The 20,581-nt window shown below is 63.7% G+C and carries 17 protein-coding genes; 15 read left to right on the top strand and 2 right to left on the bottom strand.

Going from position 1 to position 20,581, the window contains the following annotated elements; translation table 11 throughout:
• Positions 1–39: 39 nt before the first annotated feature.
• From AC1DZ8_RS21760 to AC1DZ8_RS21745, 4 genes are all read left to right on the top strand, one after another.
• Positions 40–972 (top strand): substrate-binding domain-containing protein, encoded by a 933-nt coding sequence (locus tag AC1DZ8_RS21760; protein ID WP_112565674.1) that lies wholly within the window; start codon positions 40–42, stop codon positions 970–972.
• Between the two features lie 117 nt (positions 973–1,089).
• The gene (locus tag AC1DZ8_RS21755) at positions 1,090–2,076 is read left to right on the top strand and encodes an ABC transporter permease (RefSeq protein WP_477302404.1); all 987 of its coding nucleotides are present in this window, start codon (positions 1,090–1,092) and stop codon (positions 2,074–2,076) included.
• A gap of 4 nt (positions 2,077–2,080) precedes the next feature.
• Positions 2,081–2,875: an ATP-binding cassette domain-containing protein gene (locus AC1DZ8_RS21750; protein ID WP_477302402.1), complete on the top strand. Its 795-nt coding sequence runs from the start codon at positions 2,081–2,083 to the stop codon at positions 2,873–2,875.
• 64 nt (positions 2,876–2,939) lie between these two features.
• Complete coding sequence (locus AC1DZ8_RS21745) at positions 2,940–3,962, top strand: LacI family DNA-binding transcriptional regulator (RefSeq protein ID WP_477401619.1); 1,023 nt, start codon at positions 2,940–2,942, stop codon at positions 3,960–3,962.
• A gap of 331 nt (positions 3,963–4,293) precedes the next feature.
• Here AC1DZ8_RS21745 and AC1DZ8_RS21740 read toward each other — a convergent pair whose 3' ends face one another.
• A complete protein-coding gene (locus tag AC1DZ8_RS21740) occupies positions 4,294–4,875 on the bottom strand; it encodes a TetR/AcrR family transcriptional regulator (protein ID WP_477302398.1) in 582 nt (193 codons plus the stop codon).
• A 242-nt stretch (positions 4,876–5,117) separates the two neighbouring features.
• On the opposite strand from AC1DZ8_RS21740, the gene AC1DZ8_RS21735 reads away from it, so the two are divergent.
• From AC1DZ8_RS21735 to AC1DZ8_RS21725, 3 genes are read left to right on the top strand one after another with little or no spacing between them, the layout of a single operon-like run.
• Positions 5,118–5,360: a hypothetical protein gene (locus tag AC1DZ8_RS21735; protein WP_477302396.1), complete on the top strand. Its 243-nt coding sequence runs from the start codon at positions 5,118–5,120 to the stop codon at positions 5,358–5,360.
• Positions 5,354–8,548, top strand: coding sequence for an efflux RND transporter permease subunit (locus AC1DZ8_RS21730; RefSeq protein ID WP_477302394.1), 3,195 nt, complete (start codon positions 5,354–5,356; stop codon positions 8,546–8,548). The genes AC1DZ8_RS21735 and AC1DZ8_RS21730 overlap by 7 nt, the downstream gene beginning before the upstream one ends.
• A gap of 14 nt (positions 8,549–8,562) precedes the next feature.
• Positions 8,563–9,717, top strand: coding sequence for an efflux RND transporter periplasmic adaptor subunit (locus tag AC1DZ8_RS21725; RefSeq protein ID WP_477302392.1), 1,155 nt, complete (start codon positions 8,563–8,565; stop codon positions 9,715–9,717).
• A gap of 61 nt (positions 9,718–9,778) precedes the next feature.
• On the opposite strand, the gene AC1DZ8_RS21720 is transcribed toward AC1DZ8_RS21725, so the two are convergent.
• Positions 9,779–10,687, bottom strand: coding sequence for a LysR substrate-binding domain-containing protein (locus AC1DZ8_RS21720; RefSeq protein WP_477302390.1), 909 nt, complete (start codon positions 10,685–10,687; stop codon positions 9,779–9,781).
• 100 nt (positions 10,688–10,787) lie between these two features.
• Between AC1DZ8_RS21720 and AC1DZ8_RS21715 the strand changes: the two genes are divergently transcribed.
• The 8 genes from AC1DZ8_RS21715 (at position 10,788) to AC1DZ8_RS21680 (ending at position 20,578) form a co-directional block, all read left to right on the top strand.
• Positions 10,788–11,576 carry a HalD/BesD family halogenase gene (locus AC1DZ8_RS21715; protein ID WP_477302388.1) on the top strand — a complete coding sequence of 263 codons (789 nt, stop codon included), beginning with the start codon at positions 10,788–10,790 and terminating at the stop codon, positions 11,574–11,576.
• 107 nt (positions 11,577–11,683) lie between these two features.
• Positions 11,684–12,373 (top strand): GntR family transcriptional regulator, encoded by a 690-nt coding sequence (locus tag AC1DZ8_RS21710; RefSeq protein ID WP_477302386.1) that lies wholly within the window; start codon positions 11,684–11,686, stop codon positions 12,371–12,373.
• A gap of 35 nt (positions 12,374–12,408) precedes the next feature.
• Entirely contained in the window at positions 12,409–13,512 is a 1,104-nt protein-coding gene (locus AC1DZ8_RS21705; protein WP_477302384.1) for a mandelate racemase/muconate lactonizing enzyme family protein, read from the top strand.
• Position 13,513: 1 nt separating this feature from the next.
• Positions 13,514–14,698: a mandelate racemase/muconate lactonizing enzyme family protein gene (locus AC1DZ8_RS21700; RefSeq protein ID WP_477302382.1), complete on the top strand. Its 1,185-nt coding sequence runs from the start codon at positions 13,514–13,516 to the stop codon at positions 14,696–14,698.
• A gap of 307 nt (positions 14,699–15,005) precedes the next feature.
• Entirely contained in the window at positions 15,006–16,670 is a 1,665-nt protein-coding gene (locus AC1DZ8_RS21695) for an ABC transporter substrate-binding protein (protein ID WP_477302380.1), read from the top strand.
• A 71-nt stretch (positions 16,671–16,741) separates the two neighbouring features.
• Entirely contained in the window at positions 16,742–17,695 is a 954-nt protein-coding gene (locus AC1DZ8_RS21690) for an ABC transporter permease (RefSeq protein WP_455860121.1), read from the top strand.
• Positions 17,692–18,567, top strand: a complete 876-nt coding sequence (locus AC1DZ8_RS21685; protein ID WP_477302378.1) for an ABC transporter permease — start codon at positions 17,692–17,694, stop codon at positions 18,565–18,567. Before AC1DZ8_RS21690 ends, AC1DZ8_RS21685 begins: the two co-directional genes overlap by 4 nt.
• Complete coding sequence (locus tag AC1DZ8_RS21680; protein ID WP_477401615.1) at positions 18,560–20,578, top strand: dipeptide ABC transporter ATP-binding protein; 2,019 nt, start codon at positions 18,560–18,562, stop codon at positions 20,576–20,578. Before AC1DZ8_RS21685 ends, AC1DZ8_RS21680 begins: the two co-directional genes overlap by 8 nt.
• Positions 20,579–20,581 lie beyond the last annotated feature (3 nt).

Here is a 20,581-nt window from a genome sequence, read left to right as displayed (position 1 = left end):
CGGGCGTGGAGGTCGTTTTTCAACATGGGAGGAAAGCAAATGCTGACGAGGCTACGATTACTCGTGCTTGGCTTGATTGTGGCGCTGGCCATTCCGGCCGCGGCGCAAGCCAAGACGTTCTACTGGATTTCGCATGGCGGCCCGGCCGACCCGGTCTGGACCTACTTCCTGGCCGGCGCCAAGCAATGGGCGAAGGACACCGGCAACACCGTCAACACCTCGTTCCACAATGGTGATGTTGCCTCGCAGCAGGAGGCCGTGCGCGCCGCGATCTCGGCCAAGGCCGACGGCATCGTCACCACCAGCCCCGATCCGGGCAGCCTGATCGAGATCGCCAAGGAAGCCAACACCGCCAAGATCCCGATCATCAATTTCAACACGCCCGATCCCAAGGCGAGCTTCAACGCCTATGTCGGCGGCGACAACGTCACCTTCGGCAAGCACTGGGCGCAGTATCTGGTCGACAAGGGCCTGGTGAAGAAGGGCGACTTCGTCTGGATGCCGGTCGAAATCCCCGGCGCCACCTATGGCGTCCAGGAAGAGGAAGGCATCAAGAGCGTCTTCGAACCGCTCGGGATCACCTATGAGATCACCGAAGCGACGCTCGACCAGGCCGAAGCCATCAACCGCATGGTCGACTACCTCACCGCCAACAAGGCCAAGGTCAAGGCGATCATCGGCCTCGGTGACCTGGTCACCGGCTCGATCAAGCGCGTGTTCGACCAGGCCGGCATCAAGCCGGGCGAAATCCCTGTTGTCGGCTGGGGCAACTCGCTCGACACCACCCAGGAAGTGCTGACCGGATACGTCAATGCCGGCCAGTGGCAGGACCCGCAGGCGACCAGCTATGTCGCGCTGTCGCTGGCTAACATGGCAGCGTCGGGCATTCCTCCGGGCTTCAACGTCATCACCGGCGCGCTCTATGAAAAGGACACCGCGCAGGTCTACGACGACATCCTGTCCGGCAAATAATCCAGACCTGGAAACAGTCGCGACCGCATCGGCGGTCGCGACTGACCTTCCGTTCCGCCGAGCCTTCGCAGACAATGCGCTGGGTCTCAGCCTTTCCCTTCCTGTCGCGGGTTGTCAGTGGAAAACCGTTCGCTCATCCAACGCCTGATCGCGAGGCCGGAATTCGGGCCGTTCGTGCTGCTCATCATCGAAATCGCGGTGTTCTGGAGCATCAACCACGATTTCCTGTCGCCGCAGAACATCTCCAACACGCTGGCCTTTACCGTCGAGCTTGGCCTGATCGCGCTGGCCATGACGCTGCTGATGACATCGGGCGAATTCGACCTGTCGGTCGGCTCGCTGTTCGGCTTCTCGCCGGTGCTGATGTGGACGCTGTTCAACAGCGGCCTGACCTCGCTCGAAGTCGGCTTCCTCGCCGCCCTGCTGGTCGCCGCCTTCATCGGCCTGGTCAACGGCTGGTTCGTCACGCAGTTGAAAATCCCATCCTTCCTGGTCACGCTGGGCATGCTGCTGGTGGTGCGCGGCACGGCTTTGTTTGTCACCGACGGCTTTCCGCAGCGCACCTGGAGCGCGGAAGGCAGCTGGCTGGCCGACGCGCTGGTCGGCGACTTCTATGTCGGGCCGTTCCGCATCTACATGTCGCTATTCTGGTTCATCGCCGCGGCGATCGCGCTCGGCTATGTCCTGACGCAAAGCCGCACCGGCAACTGGATCCAGGCGGCGGGTGGCAACCCGAGTGCCGCCCGTGCGCGCGGCGTCAACGTCAACGGCGTCAAGATCGGCCTGTTCATCCTGTCGTCGCTTATGGCCTCGCTGGCCGGCGTCATCTCTTCGCTGCGCACATCGGCCGCCAACCCCAACAGTGGCACAGGATATGAACTCGAAGTCATCGCCATGGTGGTGATCGGCGGCACAGCGCTGACCGGCGGACGCGGCACCATCATCGGCACCGTGCTCGGCATCCTGATCCTGCGCGTGATGCGCAACGGCATCGTGCTGATCGGCGTGCCCGGCCTCGCCTACAACATCTTCATCGGCGCGATCATTCTTGGCATGATGGCGCTCCACTCGTGGCTGGAACGCCGGCATCAGGCAGGGACCTAGAACCATGGCTGAACCGCTCATCCGCATGACCAACATCAAAAAGTCCTACGGGCGCGTGCAGGCGCTCGAGGACGCAAACTTCCATGTCAACGAAAGGGAGATCGTCGGCCTGCTCGGCGACAATGGCGCGGGGAAGTCGACGCTGATCAAGGTGCTGTCGGGTGCGGTGCCGCTGACCAGCGGTGACATCTTCATCCGTGGCAAGAAGGTCAATCTGCGCTCGACCAGCGACGCCATCGCGCACGGCATCGAGACGATCTACCAGGACTCCGCACTGGTGACGCAGCTGTCGATCGCCCGCAACCTGTTCCTCGGCCGTGAGCCGATCAAGCCGCCGCGCTTCTTGAACCGCATGGACCAGGAAGCGATGAACGTGGTCGCCCGCGACCTGTTGAAACAGGTCGGCATCTCGAAAAACATCCCGCCGACGACTCCGATCGGCTCGCTCTCCGGCGGCGAGCGGCAGGCCGTCGCCATCGCACGCGCCATGCATTTCGACAGCGACCTGATCATCCTCGACGAACCGACCAACAATCTCGGTGTCGCCGAGACGCAAGGCGTGCTGAGCTTCGTGCGCAGCGCCCGCGATTCCGGGCATTCCTGCATCTTCATCGCCCACAACATCCATCACGTCTTCCAGGTGGTCGACCGCATCGTCGTCATGCGCCGGGGCAAGGTGGTGGCCGATGACATCGACCCGAAGAAGACAAATGTCGCCGAGGTCGAACGCATCATCACCGGCATGTCGGACAAGGAAACCCGCGACGCCATCGTCGAAGGCAAGCCATCGCACGGCTGAACGGCCGTCGGCCTTGCGGAGAACCGGTTCCCACTTTTCGGGATCATGCTCTATGACTACAGCCATGAAAGCCACCGTTGCTGACATAGCCAGAAGCTGCGGCCTGTCGACGGCGACCGTCGACAGGGTGCTGAACAACCGGGCCGGCGCGAGTGCCGCCAACCGGCAGCGGGTGATGGAGGCGGCCAAGCAGCTCGGCTATTTGCCGGTGGTCGACCAGGTGACGCTGCCGTCGCGGCCGGCGCATCTCGAATTCTTCCTGCCGATCGGCGCCAACGGCTTCATGGTCGATCTGGCCGGGCATATCGAGGACTATGCGGCGCGGCTGCCGCTGGTCGCCTCGTGTCGCATTCACAATCTTGCCGGCATTTCGCCGGCAGCGCTGCAGGCAGCGGTCGAGAACCTGTCGCTGAAGGCCAACGGCGTCGGTGTCATCGCCGTCGACCATCCGCGCACGCGCAACATATTGCGCGACGTGGTCGAGGCCGGCATCCGCCTCGTCACGCTGGTGTCAGACGTTCCGGCAGCCCCGCGCTCGGCCTATGTCGGCATCGACAACCGCGTTGCCGGCCGCACGGCGGCGCTGTTGATGGGGCGCTTCCTCAACGGCCATAGGGGCCATCTGGCGATGGTCGTCGGCTCACGCTCCTATCGCGGCCATGAGGAACGCGAAATGGGCTTCCGCTCGGTGCTGTCGGAAGAGTTCCCCAACCTCACAGTCTCAAGCGCCGTCGAGATCAACGACGAGCCGGAGGGCAGCTATGCCGCCACGATGCAGGCGCTGCACGACGAACCGGACCTGCTCGGCATTTATTGCGTCGGCGCCGGACGCTCAGGCGTGGCCAGAGCGCTGCTCGAAGCCAGGCCGAAGAAGAAGCCGGTGTTCATCTGCCACGACCTGACGAAGGAAACGCGCGGCTATCTCGTCGACGACCTCGCCGATGTCGTCATCGACCAGAATGCCCGGCTGATCGCCGAGCAATCGGTGATCCGCCTGCTCGGCTCGATCGCATCTTCGGCGCCCTATCTGACAAAGAAGTTCATCGAGCCGCGGCTGATCTTCAAGGAAAACGTGCCGGTGCAGTGAATTTGCACCGTGGCGGCTTTTCCTATTTGTACGACAAGTCAGGGTAGCTGCCGCAAATCTGCACAGCAGCTATGCATCTTTTATGGTTGCCGAATCATTAAGCAACTCGTACGTATTGGTGGTCGGCCATCTACTCCTCCCAGATGCGATGCCGGCGCTGAACGCGGTGCACCTCCTCCCGCATCTCGTTCGAAATCGAGCCCGCTGCCACCTCCTCCCGGCAGCGGGCTTTTTTCATTCTTAAATCAATCTAGAGCTGACGAACGGGGCTTATCAAACAGATATGGCCCCCGCCGGATGACGGGAGCTTCCATGCCCGGATCGCTGGACTTCAGCGCGCCCTGAAAGAGCTGATCAAGCCTTCCGCCATGCTCACGAACTGTGTGCTGGGACCTTGGCAGCCCATGGTCTGCACGCTGACGCGCGCACCTTCGAACAGCAACGACAGCGTATCGGCGAGAAGCTCGGCCTGACCGATGCCGGCATCGCGGCAGAGTGCTACGAGGCGGTCACGCTGGGCGCTCTTGAGCTCCTTGATGACACTCCGCGCCGGATGGTTCGGCTCGGTCAGTTCGACGGCGGCGTTGGCCATGTCGCAGCCGCGACCGTCTGCGGCGAGCATGTCGGCGACCTTGCGGACCCAGGCATGCAATTGCGCCAGCTTGTCGCCGGGGTGCTCCGCCTCGAACTCATCCCATATTGCGGCGCCCTTGGCCGCCGAAGCGCGCAGGCACTGGATGATGAGTTCGTCCTTGGACTCGAAATGACGGTAGAGCGTCATCTTGTTGGTGCCGGCGGCTTCCGTGATGGCGTCGACGCCGACGCCCTTGATGCCATGTTTGTGAAACATGTCCTGCGCCGTCTCCAGGATACGATCCCGGGGACGCACGCGATCCGTAATGCCGTCTGCCATCGCAGTCTCCTTGTCTCCCTAAATTTTCGGCCCACCTCTTGACTAGGGTGTTACCGGTCTGTAACTATCCGAATGTTACTTACTGGTAACACCTATGTAGCCTTCCGTCAATAACAAGGCCGTGAACTGGTCCTGCCAGATCACAAAGGGTGAAAGTTGAAGTTCATGCGGCCCCGGCCGGTGAAGAGATGAATACCGGTTCGCGATCATCCGATGCGGGCCGCCTGAATGGAGACGCTCCAATGTCGCAGCGCAAGGATTTGACCATCGATGAAGCTATCCGGGATCCGATGATCCGGCTGGTGATGAAGGCGGATCGCGTCAACCCGCGCGCCTTCGAAGCGATGCTGAGGACCGTGGCCGATGAGCAGGGCCTCACCGGTGCGGCGCCGTCTTCGTATTTTTTGCAGGACCCGGGTTCGGCGCGCAGCAGGCGGCTGTCCCGGTCTGCCCATTCTTTTAAAGAGGCATGCGTGTCGTGGTAAACTTTTTCATCCATCGTCCGATCTTCGCCTCGGCGATCGCCATCATCATGGTGCTCGCCGGGACGATTTGTTATTTCCTTTTGCCGGTCTCGCAGTTTCCCGACATCACCCCGCCCCAGGTGGTGGTCAGCGCCCACTATCCGGGCGCCAGCGCCCAAGTGGTCGCCGATACGGTGACGACGCCGCTGGAGCAGCAGATCAACGGCGTCGAGGGCATGACCTACATGTCGTCGTCGAGCTCGAATGACGGCTCCTCGACCATCACCATCACTTTCGATGTCGGTTATCCCCTGAGCACCGCAGCCGTCGACGTCCAGAACCGCGTCTCACAGGCCGCCTCGTCGCTGCCGGCGATCGTCAATCAGGGCGGCGTGACGATCAAGAAGCAGAACCCGAATTTCGTTCTCATCGTCAACCTGACTTCGCCCGACAGTTCGGTCGACCCGGTAGCGCTGTCGAACCTTGCCTATCTGCAGATCGTCGATCCGTTGAAGCGTCTGCAAGGCGTCGGCGACGTGCAGATCTTCGGCGAGCGGCGCTATTCGATGCGCGTCTGGCTCGATCCGGACAAGCTCGCCAATCTCGGCATCACCGCCGTCGACGTCCAGAACGCCATCTCGGAACAGAACGTCCAGGTGGCGGCCGGCAAGATCGGCCAGTCGCCGGCGCCCGCCGGCACCGCCTTCGAAATGCAGGTCAACGCCGTCGGCCGCTTGAGCGACCCGAAGGAGTTCGGCGACATCGTCGTGCGCGCCAACACCGACACCGGCTCGCTGGTGCGGTTGCGCGACGTCGCCCGTATCGAGCTCGGCGCGCTGCAATATTCGTCGTCGGCCTTCTTCGGCAAGGACCCGACCGTGGTGCTCGCCGTCTACCAGATGCCCGGTTCCAACGCGCTCGATCTGCAGCAGCGCGTCAAGGACAAGATGCAGGAGCTTTCGGCCCGTTTCCCCAAGGGCGTCTCCTATGCCATGCACTACGACACGACGCGCTTCGTGTCGGCCTCGATGCATGACGTGCTGATCACGCTCGGCGAAGCACTGGTGCTGGTCGTGGCCGTTGTCTTCATCTTCCTGCAGAGCTGGCGCACGACGATCATCCCGACCATCGCCATTCCGGTGTCGCTGGTGGCGACGATGGTGGTCATGGAGATGATGGGCTTCTCGCTCAACATGCTCTCGCTGCTCGGCATGGTGCTGGCCATCGGCCTCGTCGTCGACGACGCCATCGTGGTGGTCGAAAATGTCGAACGACAATTGGAGGCGGGCCTCAAACCGCTGGCGGCGACCAAGGCCGCCATGGCCGAGGTCACCGGCCCGATCATCGCCACCACGGCGGTGCTGATGGCCGTGTTTGTGCCCGTCGCCTTCATTCCCGGCGTCTCCGGCAAGCTCTACAACCAGTTCGCGCTGACGGTGGCGATTTCGGTCGGCATCTCGGCTTTCAACTCGCTGACGCTAAGCCCGGCGCTGAGTGCCGCGTTCCTCCGCCATCGCGGCGAGACGCAGTTCGCGCCGTTCCGCTGGTTCAACACCGGCTTCGACAAGCTGTCGCATGCCTATGCCCATGGCGTGCGCATCCTCATCCGGCTGCGCTGGATCATGCTCGGCCTGTTCGCGGCCGGACTGGTGGCGACCTACTTCGTCTGGCAGAAGCTGCCTTCGACCTTCCTTCCGGTCGAGGACCAGGGCTACTTCTTCGTGGTCATCCAGCTGCCTGACGGTGCCTCGCTGGAGCGCACCGATGCGGTGGCGCAAAAGGCGCGCGACATATTGCAGGCGACGCCCGGCGTCGACATTGTCGGCTCGATCAGCGGCCTGAACTTCCTGACCAGTGCGGCGCAGTCGAACTCGGCAGTCGAGTTCGCCATCCTGAAGCCGTGGGAAGAGCGTGCTCCCGACCAGAGCGCGTCGAAACTCGTCGCCGACGTGCGCGGCAAGCTGATGCAGATTCCGGAAGCCTTCGCGCTGTCCTTCGATCCGCCTTCGATCCCGGGTATTGGCACCACGGGCGGCTTCGAGTTCGTCGTGGAAGACCTTACCGGGCGCGGCAGCGTTGCCCTCAACGATGCGACGCAAGCCGTGATCGCTGAGGCGCGCAAGCAGCCGGAAATCAATCCGCAACAGCTGTTCTCGCCGTTCTCGACCTCGACGCCGCAGTTCAACTACGACCTCGACCGCAGCAAGGCCAAATTGCTCGGCCTCAACCTGCCCGATGTCTTCAACACGCTGCAGATCTATCTCGGCTCGCTCTACGTCAACGACTTCAACCTGTTCGGCCGCACCTTCCGGGTGACCATCCAGGCCGACAAGGATGCACGTGCGGGCGCGGCCGACATTTCGCGGCTCTATGTGCGCAACGCGTCCGGCGGCATGGTGCCGCTGTCTACGCTGGGCAAGCTGGTGCCGTTCGTCGGCCCTGAAACCGTGCCGCACTACAACAACAACGCCTCGGCCACGATCAATGGCGGCGCTGCCCCCGGCTTCTCCTCGGGCCAGGCGGTCGCCGCGATGGAACGGGCCGCTGCCACCGCTCTGCCCAGGGATTTCGGTTTCGAATGGACCGGCATCACCTTCCAGGAGCTCAAGGCGGGATCGATCGCGTCGGTCGTCTTCGGCCTCGCCATCGTCTTCGTCTTCCTGATCCTGGCGATGCAGTATGAGAGTTGGGCGATGCCGTTCATGGTGCTGCTGGCGGTGCCACTGGCTCTGTTCGGCGCCTTCGCGGCCTTGTTCCTGCGCGGCATGCAGATCGACGTCTACTCGCAGATCGGCTTCGTCATGCTGATCGGCCTCGCGGCCAAGAATGCGATCCTGATCGTCGAGTTCGCAAGGCGACGGCGCGAGGAAGGCTTGAGCATTGTCGACGCGGCGATGGAAGCCGCACGGCTCAGGCTGCGGCCGATCCTGATGACGGCCTTCGCCTTCATCCTCGGTGTGCTGCCGCTGATGTTTGCGACCGGTGCCGGTGCCGCAAGCCGGCAGTCGATCGGCACCACCGTCTTCGGCGGCATGGTCGCCGCGACCATCCTGTCGCTGGTGTTCGTGCCGGTCTTCTACGCGGTGATCGAACAACTGCGCGAAGGCCGCGAGCGCAGCGAACCCGCCGCCCATGACCATAGTGACCAGGACAACAATGAACCGACTGCCGACCCAGCGCTCGTGCGACTGGCCGAAGCAGCCGAATAGAATTGGAGACCAAAATGCGTAAATGGAAAATAGCTTTGGGAACGGCCGTCGCCCTGGGGGCGATCTCGGTGGCCAGCGTTCACTTCCTCGACATGGGCAATCTCAGCCTCAATGCCGGCACGGCGGCAGCGACGCCGGCGCCAGCGGCATTCGTGATGCCGGTGCCGGTGGCGAGCGTGGTCAAGAAGACGATCCCGATCTATCTCGACTACGCCGCCCGCATCGAGGCGATCCGCAGCGTCACCTTGCAGGCTCGCGTGCCGGGTTATCTCGAGGAGCAGACGGCTGAAGACGGCGCCGATGTGCGCCAGGGCGACCTGCTCTACAAGATCTCGCCTGACGACTTCCAGGCGGCTCTCGACCAGGCCAAGGCCGAGGTGCAGCGCGACCAGGCGAGCCTCGACTATGCGCGTTCCAATCTCGGCCGCGGTTCCGAACTCGCCAAGAGCGGCTATCTGGCCAAGGACGGCTTCGACCAGCGCACCAGCACCTTGCGCCAGGCCGAAGCGTCGCTTGCCGTTAACCAGGCGGCGGTGCGCACGGCCGAGCTCAATCTTGGCTATGCCGAAATCCACGCCCCGTTCGCCGGCCGCGTCGGCCGCAACCAGGCTTCGGTCGGCACGCTGGTCAGCGTTGCAGGCACGGTGCTGAACACGCTGGTGCAGCTCGACCCGATTTACGTCACCTTCAACCCGAGCGAGACGGACCTCGCCGAAATCGAGCAGGCCCGCGCCGCCGGCCCGATCGAGGTCGAGGTGCTGCTGCCCGGCGAGACCGAGGCCAGCCAGAAGGGCGAACTGACCTTCATCGACAACACGGTCGACCACTCGACCGGCACGATCACGGCGCGCGCCACCATCGGCAATGCGAAGTTCTCGCTGCTGCCGGGCCAGTATGTCCGCGTGCGGCTGCACATCAAGCAGCTGCCCGACGCACTGATGGTGCCGCAGGTGGCGCTGGGTTCGAGCCAGCTCGGCAAATATGTCTATGTCGTCGGCAAGGGCAACACGGTCGACCAGCGCATCGTCACGCTTGGCGCCAACAGCGGCGATCTGGTGGCCGTACTGAGCGGCGTTGCCGAAGGCGACCAGGTGATAACGGGCAATCTGCAGAAGATCGGACCAGGAATGCCGATCTCGCCATTGCCTCAGGAAAAGCCGGCCAGCTGATAACCCCCATCAGCCCCGGTTTCTGTGGCGCCCTCGGTTTCCACGCCGAGGGCGCCGTTTTTTATGGAGCGCTGCGCATCCTTTCTGGCGCAGCGAGCAGTGCGACAAGCCCGGCAATGTCGGCGCGTTCGGCTTTCGCCAGCAGCATGAAAGCGCAGTAGGGCTGGCCGAGCCGAACGGAGACCTGGGACAGCGCGATCAGGCGGCCCGCTTCGAGATCGGCACCCGCCATCGTCCTTTGGCCAAGCGCCACCCCCAATCCCAACCGTGCCGCCGATATTGCCAGGCTGGACAGGCCGACGCGGCGGCCGTGCGAAGGGTCCGGCGCACGACTGCTACCGGCCGCCGCGAACCAGTCCGCCCAGCTTGGATGCGAGGCGTAGTTCGGCCCCCAATTGGTGTGGATGAACTGGCTCTCATGCATATCCGCCAACACGTTGCCGTGGCGCTTCAAAAAATTGGGCGACGCGACCGGCAGCACCTCGTCATGCACCAGCCTCACCATGCGCAGCGCCGGATAGTGATAATCGCCATAGGAGATGCGCAGGTCGATGCTCTGGCGCACGACATCGACCGGATCGTCCTCGACGCGGATATCGATCGCCATCTGCGGGAAGCCGTCGAGCAGTTCCGCCAGCCGGGGCGCCAGCCACAATTCCGCCAGCGAGAACGGCACGCTGACGACAAGACGCGGCCGCACGCCACCCTCCAGCATGCGCCGGCCGACCGCCGCTATATCGCCGAGCGCGCGGGCCGTCTGCGGGTAGATGGCATGGCCGGCATCGGTCAGCGTGATGCGGTTGCCGTTGCGCACGAAAAGCTGCTTGCCGAACCAGCCTTCGAGATTGCGGATCTGCTGGCTGACCGCGGCCGAGGAGACGCCAAGCTCAGTGGCGGCGAGCGTGAAGGAGCCGGCGCGCGCGGCGACCTCGAAAGCCCGCACGGCGTTTAAGGGCGGGAGTTTCTCCATATCGCTTCCTCAATATTTTCTTGGGCAACCCTAATTATTTTCCGCGTTGAGAGAAAGATTTTTTTGTCGTCTTCTGCGTTCGAAACCGGAGCATTTGACCATGAAAGACATTCTCGATCTCGACCGCTATCCGCTCGACCGCGAAGGCAGCCCCGAATGGCAGCGTCTGGTGGACGCCTCCGTCGCCGCGCTCGAAGCCGACGGCATGTTCAATCTCGAAGGGTTTTTGCGCCCTGGCGTCGCCGAAAAGGCGGTCGGCGAGATACAGCCGGTGATGGCGGCGCGCTCGCATGTGCACAAGCGCATGCACAATATCTACTTCAAGCCGGACCTTCCCGAACTCGCTCCTGATCACCCAGCGCTGCGCAAGGTCGAGACCATCAGCCACACGGTCTGCGCCGACCAGATCCCGGGCAGCACCGTGCTTGCCATCTACGAATACGAGCCGCTGCTGCGCTTCCTGGCGGCAGCGATGGGCAAGACCAGGCTGCATGTCATGCAGGATCCGCTGGCGCGCACCAATGTCATGGCTTACCGCGCCGGCGAGGCGCTGAACTGGCATTTCGACCGTTCGGAGTTCACCACTACACTGTTGCTGCAGGCGCCGGAGCGCGGCGGCGATTTCGAGTACCGCACCGATCTGCGGTCCGACGACAATCCCAACTATGACGGCGTCGCAAAACTGCTCGAAGGGCGCGATCCCGAAGCCAAGATCCTGCGCCTGAAGCCCGGCACGCTGAACGTCTTCCGCGGCAAGAACACCGCGCATCGCGTCACCACCGTTCAGGGCGAGCGCGAGCGGATGATCGCGGTGTTTTCCTACTATGAGAAGCCGGGCGTGATGTTCAGCCCGGAGGAGCGCGTCGGCTTCTACGGACGAGCGGCATGAGGCCGAAAGGCCGACACGCCACCCGGCCACAAGAATCCAGAAATGACCTCTTGTAGGATTGTCGACAATCTGCTTGTCTTGTTTCCGGCTCTCACTGGAGTGGCGACATGGCCAAGCTGGATTTCAGTCCGATCGCGGATACGACACGGCGGGCCGAGATCGTCGCGCTGCTCAGGCGCGCGATCCTGACCGGCCAGCTGGAACCCGGACAAAAACTCAACGAGCTGAGGATTTCCGAGCAGATGCGGGTCAGCCGCGCGCCGTTGCGCGAGGCGATGCGCGAGCTGGTGCAGGAAGGCATACTGACCAGCATTCCCTATGCCGGCACTTTCGTCATCGATGTCACCGCCAAGGACATCGATGACGCCTATTCGCTGAACAAGGTGCTCGACGAATTCGCCATCGAGCGGACCTGGAAGTTGCGCGATCAGCGCTTCTTCGACGAGCTCGACCGCCGCCACGACACGGTCAAGCAGGCGACGCGCGCGCTCGACACCACCCGCCAGATCGAAACCGCCCTGCAATTGCACGGGCTGATTTATGAATGGGCCGACAATTCGGTGCTCTTGGAAACCTGGCAGCGGCTGACCAGCCGGTTGCAAATGTATTTTGCCCTGCACCAGCGGGCGCGCAACGAGCCGGTGCCGGCGGAAGACGTCCACGAGACCTATGTGCGGCTCCTAAAGGGCGCCGACATGCGTGCCGCCCAGCGCCATGCGCGTGAGCATATCGACCTCGATTTCGAAGAGCTGCTTGCCTATGCGCGCAGCCTCGAACAGCGGACGTCGAAGGGCTGATCCTCCTCAAACCAAGCGACAACGGACGTACACAAGTGCAGATCAAAACCATCAAGGCCTATCGTGTCGTGCAGCCCTTCGTGGACGGGCCTTACCGCATGTCGAAGGGGCGGGAGGCCGACTGCTTCGACGCGGTGATCGTGGCCATCACCTCCGACAGCGGCGTGACCGGCTGGGGCGAGATGGCGCCGCTCGGCAATTTCTACTCGGCCGCTTTTCCGGCGGGAACGCGCGCGGGCGTGCCGGAGATCGCACCGCATTTGATTGGCCAGGATCCGCGCGGCCATGCCGGGATCGGCCGGCTGATGGATACGGTGTTCAAGGGCCACCCCTATATCAAGTCGGCGCTCGACATGGCCTGCTGGGATCTTGCCGCCCGCGCCGCCGACGTGCCGCTGGTGACCATGCTCGGCGGCCGCGAAAGCGACATGGCGGAGACCTACCGCGTCGTCACCCATGGCACGCTCGACCAGATGGCGGCACTGGCCAAGAGGATCATCGCCGAGGGCTGCCGCCGCCTGCAGGTCAAGGTCGGCGGCAATGTGCATGACGACATCGAGCGCGTGACGACAGTCGCTTCGGCCGTGCCGAAAGGCACCGTCATCTTCTGCGACGCCAATGCCGGCTGGACGCCCTATCAGGCGCGGCAGTTCGCCGACGCCACGCGCGGCATCGACTACACGTTCGAGCAGCCCTGCACGACGATCGAGGAAAACATGTCGGTGCGCCGCATGCTCGACAAGCCGATGGTGCTCGACGAGAGCGTCATCTCGCTCGAGGCGATGCTGGAAATTCACCGCCTGGGCGCAGCCGACGGGCTGACGCTGAAAATCTCGCGGCTGGGCGGCGTGACCAGGACAAGGCAGATCCGCGACGTCGCCGTCGATCTCGGCTTCATGATCACCGTCGAGGATACGGGCGGCGCCGAGATCGATACGGCGGCGATGGCGCATCTGTCGCTGTCGACGCCGGCGGAACGCCGGCTGCACGCGATTGCCTTCCATGAATGGGTGACGGTGCGGACGGCAAAAAACGCCCCGCCGGTCACCGGCAGCCATATGGGCATTCCCGACGGGCCTGGCCTTGGCATCGATGTCGATCCGAGCCTGCTCGGCGAACCCTTCTTCGAGATCGGCTGAGATGAAGATCCGCCGCATCAAGGCAACGCCAATCAACTACCGGCTCGAAGCCCCTTACGTCTGGGTGTTCGGCGAACTCGACGGTTTCTCGCCGACCATCGTCGAGGTCGAAACCGAGGACGGGCTGGTCGGCATCGGCGAGGCGCCGACGCCGGCCGCCGCGGCCATCATCAACGATGTGCTAGCGCCACGGCTTGTCGGCCGCGACGCCTTCGACATTGCCGGCGCCGAGGAGGTCTGCCTGCCCTTCTGGAGCGGCGTGCAGTCGATCAACGACCGCACCCGCATCATGGCTTTCGGCGCCATCGAGGTGGCGCTGTGGGACCTGCGCGGCAAGGCGTGGAAGCAGCCGCTGTACCAGCTGCTCGGCGGCGCCGTGCGCAAGAACATTCCCTTCACCGACTATTTTTCACTGCGTGGCGATGGCGCCAAGGTGAAAGGTGAGAAGACGCCCGAAGAAGTCGCCGACTATTGCGTCGAACTCAACGAGCGCTTCGGCACCACATTCTTCGAAGGCAAGTTCTCGACGCATGATCCGAAACTCTCGCTGAAGATGGTCGAGCTGATCCGCAAAAAGCTCGGCGACGAGGTCATGATCCGCATCGATTCCAACCAGGCCTATTCGCTGGCCACGGCCCGGCAACTGGCGCGGCCGCTGGAAGAGCTTGGCGTCCGCAACTGGGAGGATCCGGTGGCGAGCATCGAAGAGATGCGCGAGTTGCGCCGTCACACCTCGATCCCGTTCTCGACCCACAATATCGACATTGCCCGCGCCATGGAGCTGAAGGTGCCGGACGCTTTCGTCGGCCATCCGACGGCGCATGGCGGCATTAACCGCATGCAGCGCTTCGTCGGTGCCTGCGAGCACGCCGGCATCGACTACTGGTGCTACAGCGGCGACACCGGCGTCGGCAGCGCAGTCTACCTGCATCTGTGCGCGGCACTTGGCTGGATCCGGGAACCCAACCAGTCGCTGTTTCGCATGCAGCCGATGGACATCATCGAGGAAGGACCGTTTTCGCCCAGGAACAATGTCGTGGCCGTGCCGGAAGGCCATGGCCTCGGCGTCACGCTGTCGCAGGAAAGGCTTGCCGCCTGCCATCGCGACTTTATCGAGAACGGGCCGTGCAACAAATACCACGATCCGGAAAAGCCCGGCACCTACCGCCGGCTGCCGTTGAACTAGGCGGTTTTCGGTCCGCAATTGCATCAAAACAACGAGGAGTGATCACACAAGCCGACAAGAGAAGGATACAAGAAGAGAAGCCTGCGGCTGTGACAATGATCGCAAGCGCGCGGGACGAACGGGTAAAAAGCAGATGCCTCGCAAAATCCGGTCCCTCCTCGTGGACCAGATGGACCGCGGAAAATCGCATGCTACAGTCCCGGTCGAAAGACTTCGTTGACGGCCGGGATAAGGAGAACTCCACGGAATTTCGTCAGCCATACACACACCAGCCAACGACAAGAACACAGGGGAAAGGGTAGAACCCATGATCAAGAATTACCGCCTTCTCGACCTCATCCGGCGCCAGCGCACGCCGCTCGAAAATCACCTGATCGACGGGCTCGTCGACGGCCGCGTCAGCCGCCGTGAGTTCATTCGCCACGGCAGCCTGCTCGGCCTGTCGCTGCCGCTTCTCGGCGGCATCACCACCGCGGCCGGCTTCGGCGGCATGCCTTCGCTCGCCCGCGCTCAAGGGGCGCCAGGCGCAACCATCCGCGTGGCCAGCAGCGTGCCTGCCGCGGCGATCGATCCGGTGACCATTGCCGACGCCGGCGGCCTGCTGGTGATGCAGCAGGTGGCCGAATTTCTCTGCATCGACGGCCCCGACCTGGTGCTGCAGCCCGCACTTGCCGAAAGCTGGAAGCCGAACGCGGACGGCACGGTGTGGACGTTCACGCTGCGCAAGGGCGTAAAATTCCACTCGGGCGGCGAGATGAAGGCCGACGACGTGGTGGCCAGCATCGACCGGCTCGCCGATCCGGCGAACTCCTCCAATGCGCTGTCGGTGTTCAATGGCATCCTGAAGAAGGGCGCCTCGAAGAAGGTCGACGACTATACGGTCGAATTCCATCTTGACGCGCCGAATGGCAACTTCCCCTACATGCTGTCGTCGGACAACTACAACGCCGTCATCGTGCCGGCGAGCTACAAGGGCGACTACGAGAAGAGCTTTGACGGCACCGGGCCGTTCAAGATCGAAAAGTACACGCCGAAGGTCGGTGCCTCCTTCGTCCGCAACGAGAACTATTGGGGACCGAAGGCGCTGCCGGAACGCACCGAGTTCACCTTCTTTGCCGACATGCAGCCGATGATCCTGGCCTTGCAAGGCGGACAGGTCGACATCATCAACCAGATGCCGGTGCTGTCGGGCGTGGCGCTGCTCAACGATCCGAGCGTCGACATCATCAGCCTGAAGTCGTCCGCGCATCAGCAATTGCATATGCACTGCGATGAAGGCCCGACGAAGGACGCTCGCGTGCGCCGCGCCATCGCGCTCTGCCTCGACCGCGAAAAGCTGGCCGCCGGTCTGATGAAGGGACGCTCGGCGCTCGGCAATGACAGCCCGTTCGCCGCCGTCTATCCCTCGACCGACACCAGCGTGCCGCAGCGCAAGCAGGACATCGCGCAGGCCAAGCAGCTGATGGAAGCTGCCGGCGTCGGCTCAGGCTTCAAGATGACGCTCACCACCGAGCGCTATCTGGAGATTCCGGAATACGCCCAGCTCGTCCAGAACTGGGTCAAGGAAATCGGCATCGAGCTGGAGCTCAACATTCTCGACCAGGGCGCCTATTATGGAGATGCGGTATTCGGCAAATCGAACTGGCTGGATTCGGCGATGGGCATCACCGATTACGGCCACCGCGGCGTGCCGAATGTCTATCTGGCGGCGCCGCTGAAGAGCGAAGGCACCTGGAACGCGGCGCACTTCAAGAACAAGGACTACGACGCGCTGGCTACCAGCTACATCGCGGCCCTCGACCTCGAAGCGCAGAAGGCCGACGCCGGCAAGATCCAGAAGCTGCTGCTTGAGGAAACGCCTGTCATCTTCGGCTATTTCTACGACTACCTGACGGCGACGGCGAAGGGCGTGACCGGCGTGCAGCCGACGGCGATGTCGCAGCTGTTCCTCGACAAGGCGTCGAAAGCCTGAACGGAAAGAGAAAGCCAATCCTCTAACAGCCAGCTCCCTGATGGGGGCTGGCTCAGCAAGGAGTCCTAGCCATTCTCTCTTTCCTCGCCCGGCGTGTGTCGTTGTCGCTCGTCACGCTGTTCCTGCTCTCGATCATGGTGTTTCTGGGCGGCCAGGTGCTGCCCGGAAATGTCGGGCGCGCCATACTGGGGCCGTTTGCCGATCAGCGCGCCGTCGACGCGCTGAACCACACGCTCGGCGTCGACCGTCCGCTGCTTACCCAATATGGCAGCTGGATCTGGAATTTCATCCAGGGCGACATGGGCACGTCCTATATCTTCCGCTCGCCGGTGGCGCCGTTCGTGCTGGATGCGCTCGTCAATTCGATGAAGCTCGCCGCCGTCGCCTTCGTGCTGGTGGTGCCGATCGGCATTCTCGGCGGCGTGATTGCCGCGCTCAACCTCAACCGGCCGCTCGACCGCATCATCAGCCTCGGCGGCCTGTCGGTGACGGTGCTGCCGGAGTTCGTCACCGGCATCATCCTGATCCTGATCTTCGGCGTGTGGCTGCGCTGGCTGCCGATCTCGGCTGCATGGCCGAAGGACGCCGGCTTCTTCACCCAGCTCTACTATTTGATCCTGCCGTCGCTGCCGCTGTTCCTGGTGCTGTTCGGTTACATCGCCCGCATGGCGCGCTCCGGCATGATCGAGGCGCTCGATTCCGACTATACGCGAACCGCGGTGCTCAAGGGCCTGCCGTGGCGAACGGTGATCTGGCGCCATGTGCTTCGCAATGCGCTGCTGCCGACCATCACGGTGATTGCGACGCAGACCGGCTATCTCATCGGCGGTCTCGTCGTCATCGAAACGCTGTTTCGCTACCAGGGCATCGGTTCGCTGATCTTTACCGCCGCGCGCGGCAAGGATTTCCCGATCCTCGAAGCCGGCATCCTGACCATCGGCATCGTCTATGCGGTGGCGACCCTTGCCGCCGACTTTCTCTATTCCGTGCTCAATCCACGCATTCGCTTGGGGACAGATCAATGAGCGCCACCGACACAATCCCGGCGCCTGACACTGCCGCCCGGCGCGGCCCCTGGGCCGAAGTGTTCTTCTCGCAGCTGCGGTCGCCGACCTTTCTGGTCGGCCTCGGCATCGTGCTGTTCTGGGTCGCCTGCGCGCTGTTCGGCGAGCATTTCGCGCCCTATGACCCGCTTGCCGACGACATCATCAACGCGCTGGCGCCGCCTTCGGGCGAGCACTGGTTCGGCACCGACCAGATCGGCCGCGACGTCTTCTCGCGCGTCATCGTCGGTTCGCGTGACATTCTGACGGTGGCGCCGCTGGCGACGTTGCTGGCGACCGTGGCGGGCACCGCGCTCGGTCTCTTCACCGGCTATTTCCGGGGCATTGTCGACGACGTCGTCAGTCGCATCCTCGAAGCCTTCATGGCGATCCCGGTGGTCATCGTCGCCTTACTCGCCATCGTCGCGCTCGGCACATCGAAGGCAACGGTCATCGTCGTCATCGGCCTGAGCTTCGCACCGATCATTGCGCGGACCGTGCGCTCGGCCGTGCTTGCCGAGCGCGAGCTCGACTATGTCGCCGCGGCCCAGCTCAGGCATGAAAGTGCTGTGCACACGATGTTCGTCGAGATCCTGCCCAATGTTATTCCGCCTATCCTGGTCGAGACCACGGTGCGCCTCGGCTATGCGATCTTCGCCGTCGCCACGCTGTCCTTCATGGGCTTCGGCATCCAGCCGCCCTCGCCCGACTGGGGCCTGTCGATCTCCTCGAACTACGGCATGATCGGCGGCGGTTTTTGGTGGACGGTGCTGTTCGACGCGCTCGCCATCGCCTCGCTGGTGATCGGCGTCAACCTGGCGGCCGACGGCGTTCAAGGGGCGCTCAATGACTGAGACCAACGCGCTCGAACTGCACGACCTCTCCGTCGCCTACCGCGTCAACGGCCGCAACCGCGCGGTGCTGCGCAATCTCAGCCTCACCATCGGCCAGGGCGAGGCCTATGGGCTGGTCGGCGAATCCGGCTGCGGCAAATCCACCGTGGCGCTGACCGTGGTGCGTTATCTCCCGCGCAACGGTTCGATCACCGGCGGCGCGATTTCGCTCGACGGCCAGGATGTGATGAAGCTCGACGCCGAGGCGCTCAGACGCGCCCGCGCCGACAGCGTGTCGATGGTCTATCAGGACCCCGGCAAAGCGCTGAACCCGTCGCTGCGCATCGGCCGCCAGTTGACCGAAATCTTCGAGCTTGGCGGCGTTGCCGGACAGGCGGCCGAAGAGCGCGCCATCGCCATGCTGAACCGCGTGCGCATTTCCGATCCGAAGAGCGTCATGCAACGCTATCCGCACCAGCTTTCGGGCGGCATGCAGCAGCGCGTGGCGATTGCCATGGCGCTCGCCAACGACCCGACCATGCTGATCCTCGACGAGCCGACGACCGGTCTCGATGCGACGGTGGAGGCCGAGGTGCTCGACCTGATCGCGCAGCTGCGGCAGGAGCTTTCGGCCTCGATCCTGTTCATCAGCCACAACCTCGCCGTCGTCTCCAACATGTGCGACCGGGTCGGCGTGCTCTATGCCGGCATGCTGGTCGAGGAAGGGCCGACGGAGAGAGTGTTCAGCGATCCACGCCATCCCTACACGGTGGCGTTGCTGCGCTGCCTGCCGCGCGGCGGCCAGCGCAAGGACCATGGCCGCCTCGACACCATTCCGGGCTTCCTGCCCGGCATCGGCGCCACCATTAGGGGGTGCGCCTTCGCCGACCGCTGCGCGCTGGCGACGGATCGCTGCCGCACCGAATTGCCGCCGCTCTACGATCTCGGCGGAAGACTGTCGCGCTGCCACTATCACGAACAGGCGCAGGCGCTGCCGCGCGCGACGCCGAGCGATGTCGCGGTGCCTGCCCGCAAGGAAGCCCCGGCGGTGCTGCGCGTCGACGGATTGAACAAGACCTATGCCAGCCATGGCCATGCGCTGCGGGCGGTGAAGGATGTCTCGGTCAGCCTGCGGCCCGGAGAGACGCTCGGCCTGGTCGGCGAATCCGGCAGCGGCAAGACGACGTTTGCACGGCTGCTGCTCGGCCTTGTGCCGCCAGATGAAGGCGGCACGATCGAACTCGAAGGCAAGGCGTTGGCGCCACGGCTGCAGAACCGTAGCGACGACCAGATCAAGGCGATGCAGATCGTCTTCCAGAACCCGGATTCGGCGCTCAATCGTTCGCATTCGATCCGCCATCTGATCAGCCGGGCGCTAAAGCGGCTGGCAGGTCTGAAGGGCGCCGCACTGCAGGCCCGGCTCGAAGAGTTGGTGCGCTCGGTGCGGCTCACCGACCGCCATCTCGCCGTCAAGCCGCGCCAGCTCTCGGGCGGGCTGAAGCAGCGCGTCGCCATTGCGCGCGCTTTCGCCGGCGAACCGCGCATCGTCGTCTGCGACGAGCCGACCTCGGCGCTCGACGTTTCGGTGCAGGCGGCGATCCTCAATCTGCTCGCCGACCTGCAGTCGAAGGAGGACGTCAGCTACATCTTCATCTCGCACGACCTTGGCGTGGTGCGTTACCTCTCCGACAAGATCGCCGTGCTCTATCTCGGGCGCATCATGGAACTCGGGCCGTCCGAGAACGTCTTTGCCGGGCCGCATCACCCCTATACGGAAGCGCTGCTGTCGGCGGTGCCAAAACTCGACCAGACCGAGACAGCGCGCATTCGCCTCGACGGCGAAATCCCCAGCGCCACCAATCCGCCTTCGGGCTGCGTCTTCCACACGCGCTGCCCGCGCAAGATCGGCGCGATCTGCGAGGAAAAGGAGCCGCCGCTGAGCGAAGCCCAGCCGGGCCATTCGATCCGTTGCCACATTCCCTATGCGGAACTGGCAAGGCTGCAGGCGCCGAAGCAGCCAGTGCCTGCCTGAGGT

The sequence above is a fragment of the Mesorhizobium sp. P2_F7 genome, from assembly GCF_056403695.1.
This window is presented reverse-complemented; position numbering and strand designations above follow the sequence as displayed.

What these genes read in the sequence shown, in the direction of transcription:
- AC1DZ8_RS21760 (WP_112565674.1), top strand. Translation starts at nt 40, where the DNA reads ATGCTGACGAGGCTACGATTACTCGTGCTTGGCTTGATTGTGGCGCTG.
- AC1DZ8_RS21750 (WP_477302402.1), top strand. Translation starts at nt 2,081, where the DNA reads ATGGCTGAACCGCTCATCCGCATGACCAACATCAAAAAGTCCTACGGG.
- AC1DZ8_RS21745 (WP_477401619.1), top strand. Translation starts at nt 2,940, where the DNA reads ATGAAAGCCACCGTTGCTGACATAGCCAGAAGCTGCGGCCTGTCGACG.
- AC1DZ8_RS21740 (WP_477302398.1), bottom strand. Translation starts at nt 4,875, where the DNA reads ATGGCAGACGGCATTACGGATCGCGTGCGTCCCCGGGATCGTATCCTG.
- AC1DZ8_RS21735 (WP_477302396.1), top strand. Translation starts at nt 5,118, where the DNA reads ATGTCGCAGCGCAAGGATTTGACCATCGATGAAGCTATCCGGGATCCG.
- AC1DZ8_RS21725 (WP_477302392.1), top strand. Translation starts at nt 8,563, where the DNA reads ATGCGTAAATGGAAAATAGCTTTGGGAACGGCCGTCGCCCTGGGGGCG.
- AC1DZ8_RS21720 (WP_477302390.1), bottom strand. Translation starts at nt 10,687, where the DNA reads ATGGAGAAACTCCCGCCCTTAAACGCCGTGCGGGCTTTCGAGGTCGCC.
- AC1DZ8_RS21715 (WP_477302388.1), top strand. Translation starts at nt 10,788, where the DNA reads ATGAAAGACATTCTCGATCTCGACCGCTATCCGCTCGACCGCGAAGGC.
- AC1DZ8_RS21710 (WP_477302386.1), top strand. Translation starts at nt 11,684, where the DNA reads ATGGCCAAGCTGGATTTCAGTCCGATCGCGGATACGACACGGCGGGCC.
- AC1DZ8_RS21700 (WP_477302382.1), top strand. Translation starts at nt 13,514, where the DNA reads ATGAAGATCCGCCGCATCAAGGCAACGCCAATCAACTACCGGCTCGAA.
- AC1DZ8_RS21695 (WP_477302380.1), top strand. Translation starts at nt 15,006, where the DNA reads ATGATCAAGAATTACCGCCTTCTCGACCTCATCCGGCGCCAGCGCACG.
- AC1DZ8_RS21685 (WP_477302378.1), top strand. Translation starts at nt 17,692, where the DNA reads ATGAGCGCCACCGACACAATCCCGGCGCCTGACACTGCCGCCCGGCGC.
- AC1DZ8_RS21680 (WP_477401615.1), top strand. Translation starts at nt 18,560, where the DNA reads ATGACTGAGACCAACGCGCTCGAACTGCACGACCTCTCCGTCGCCTAC.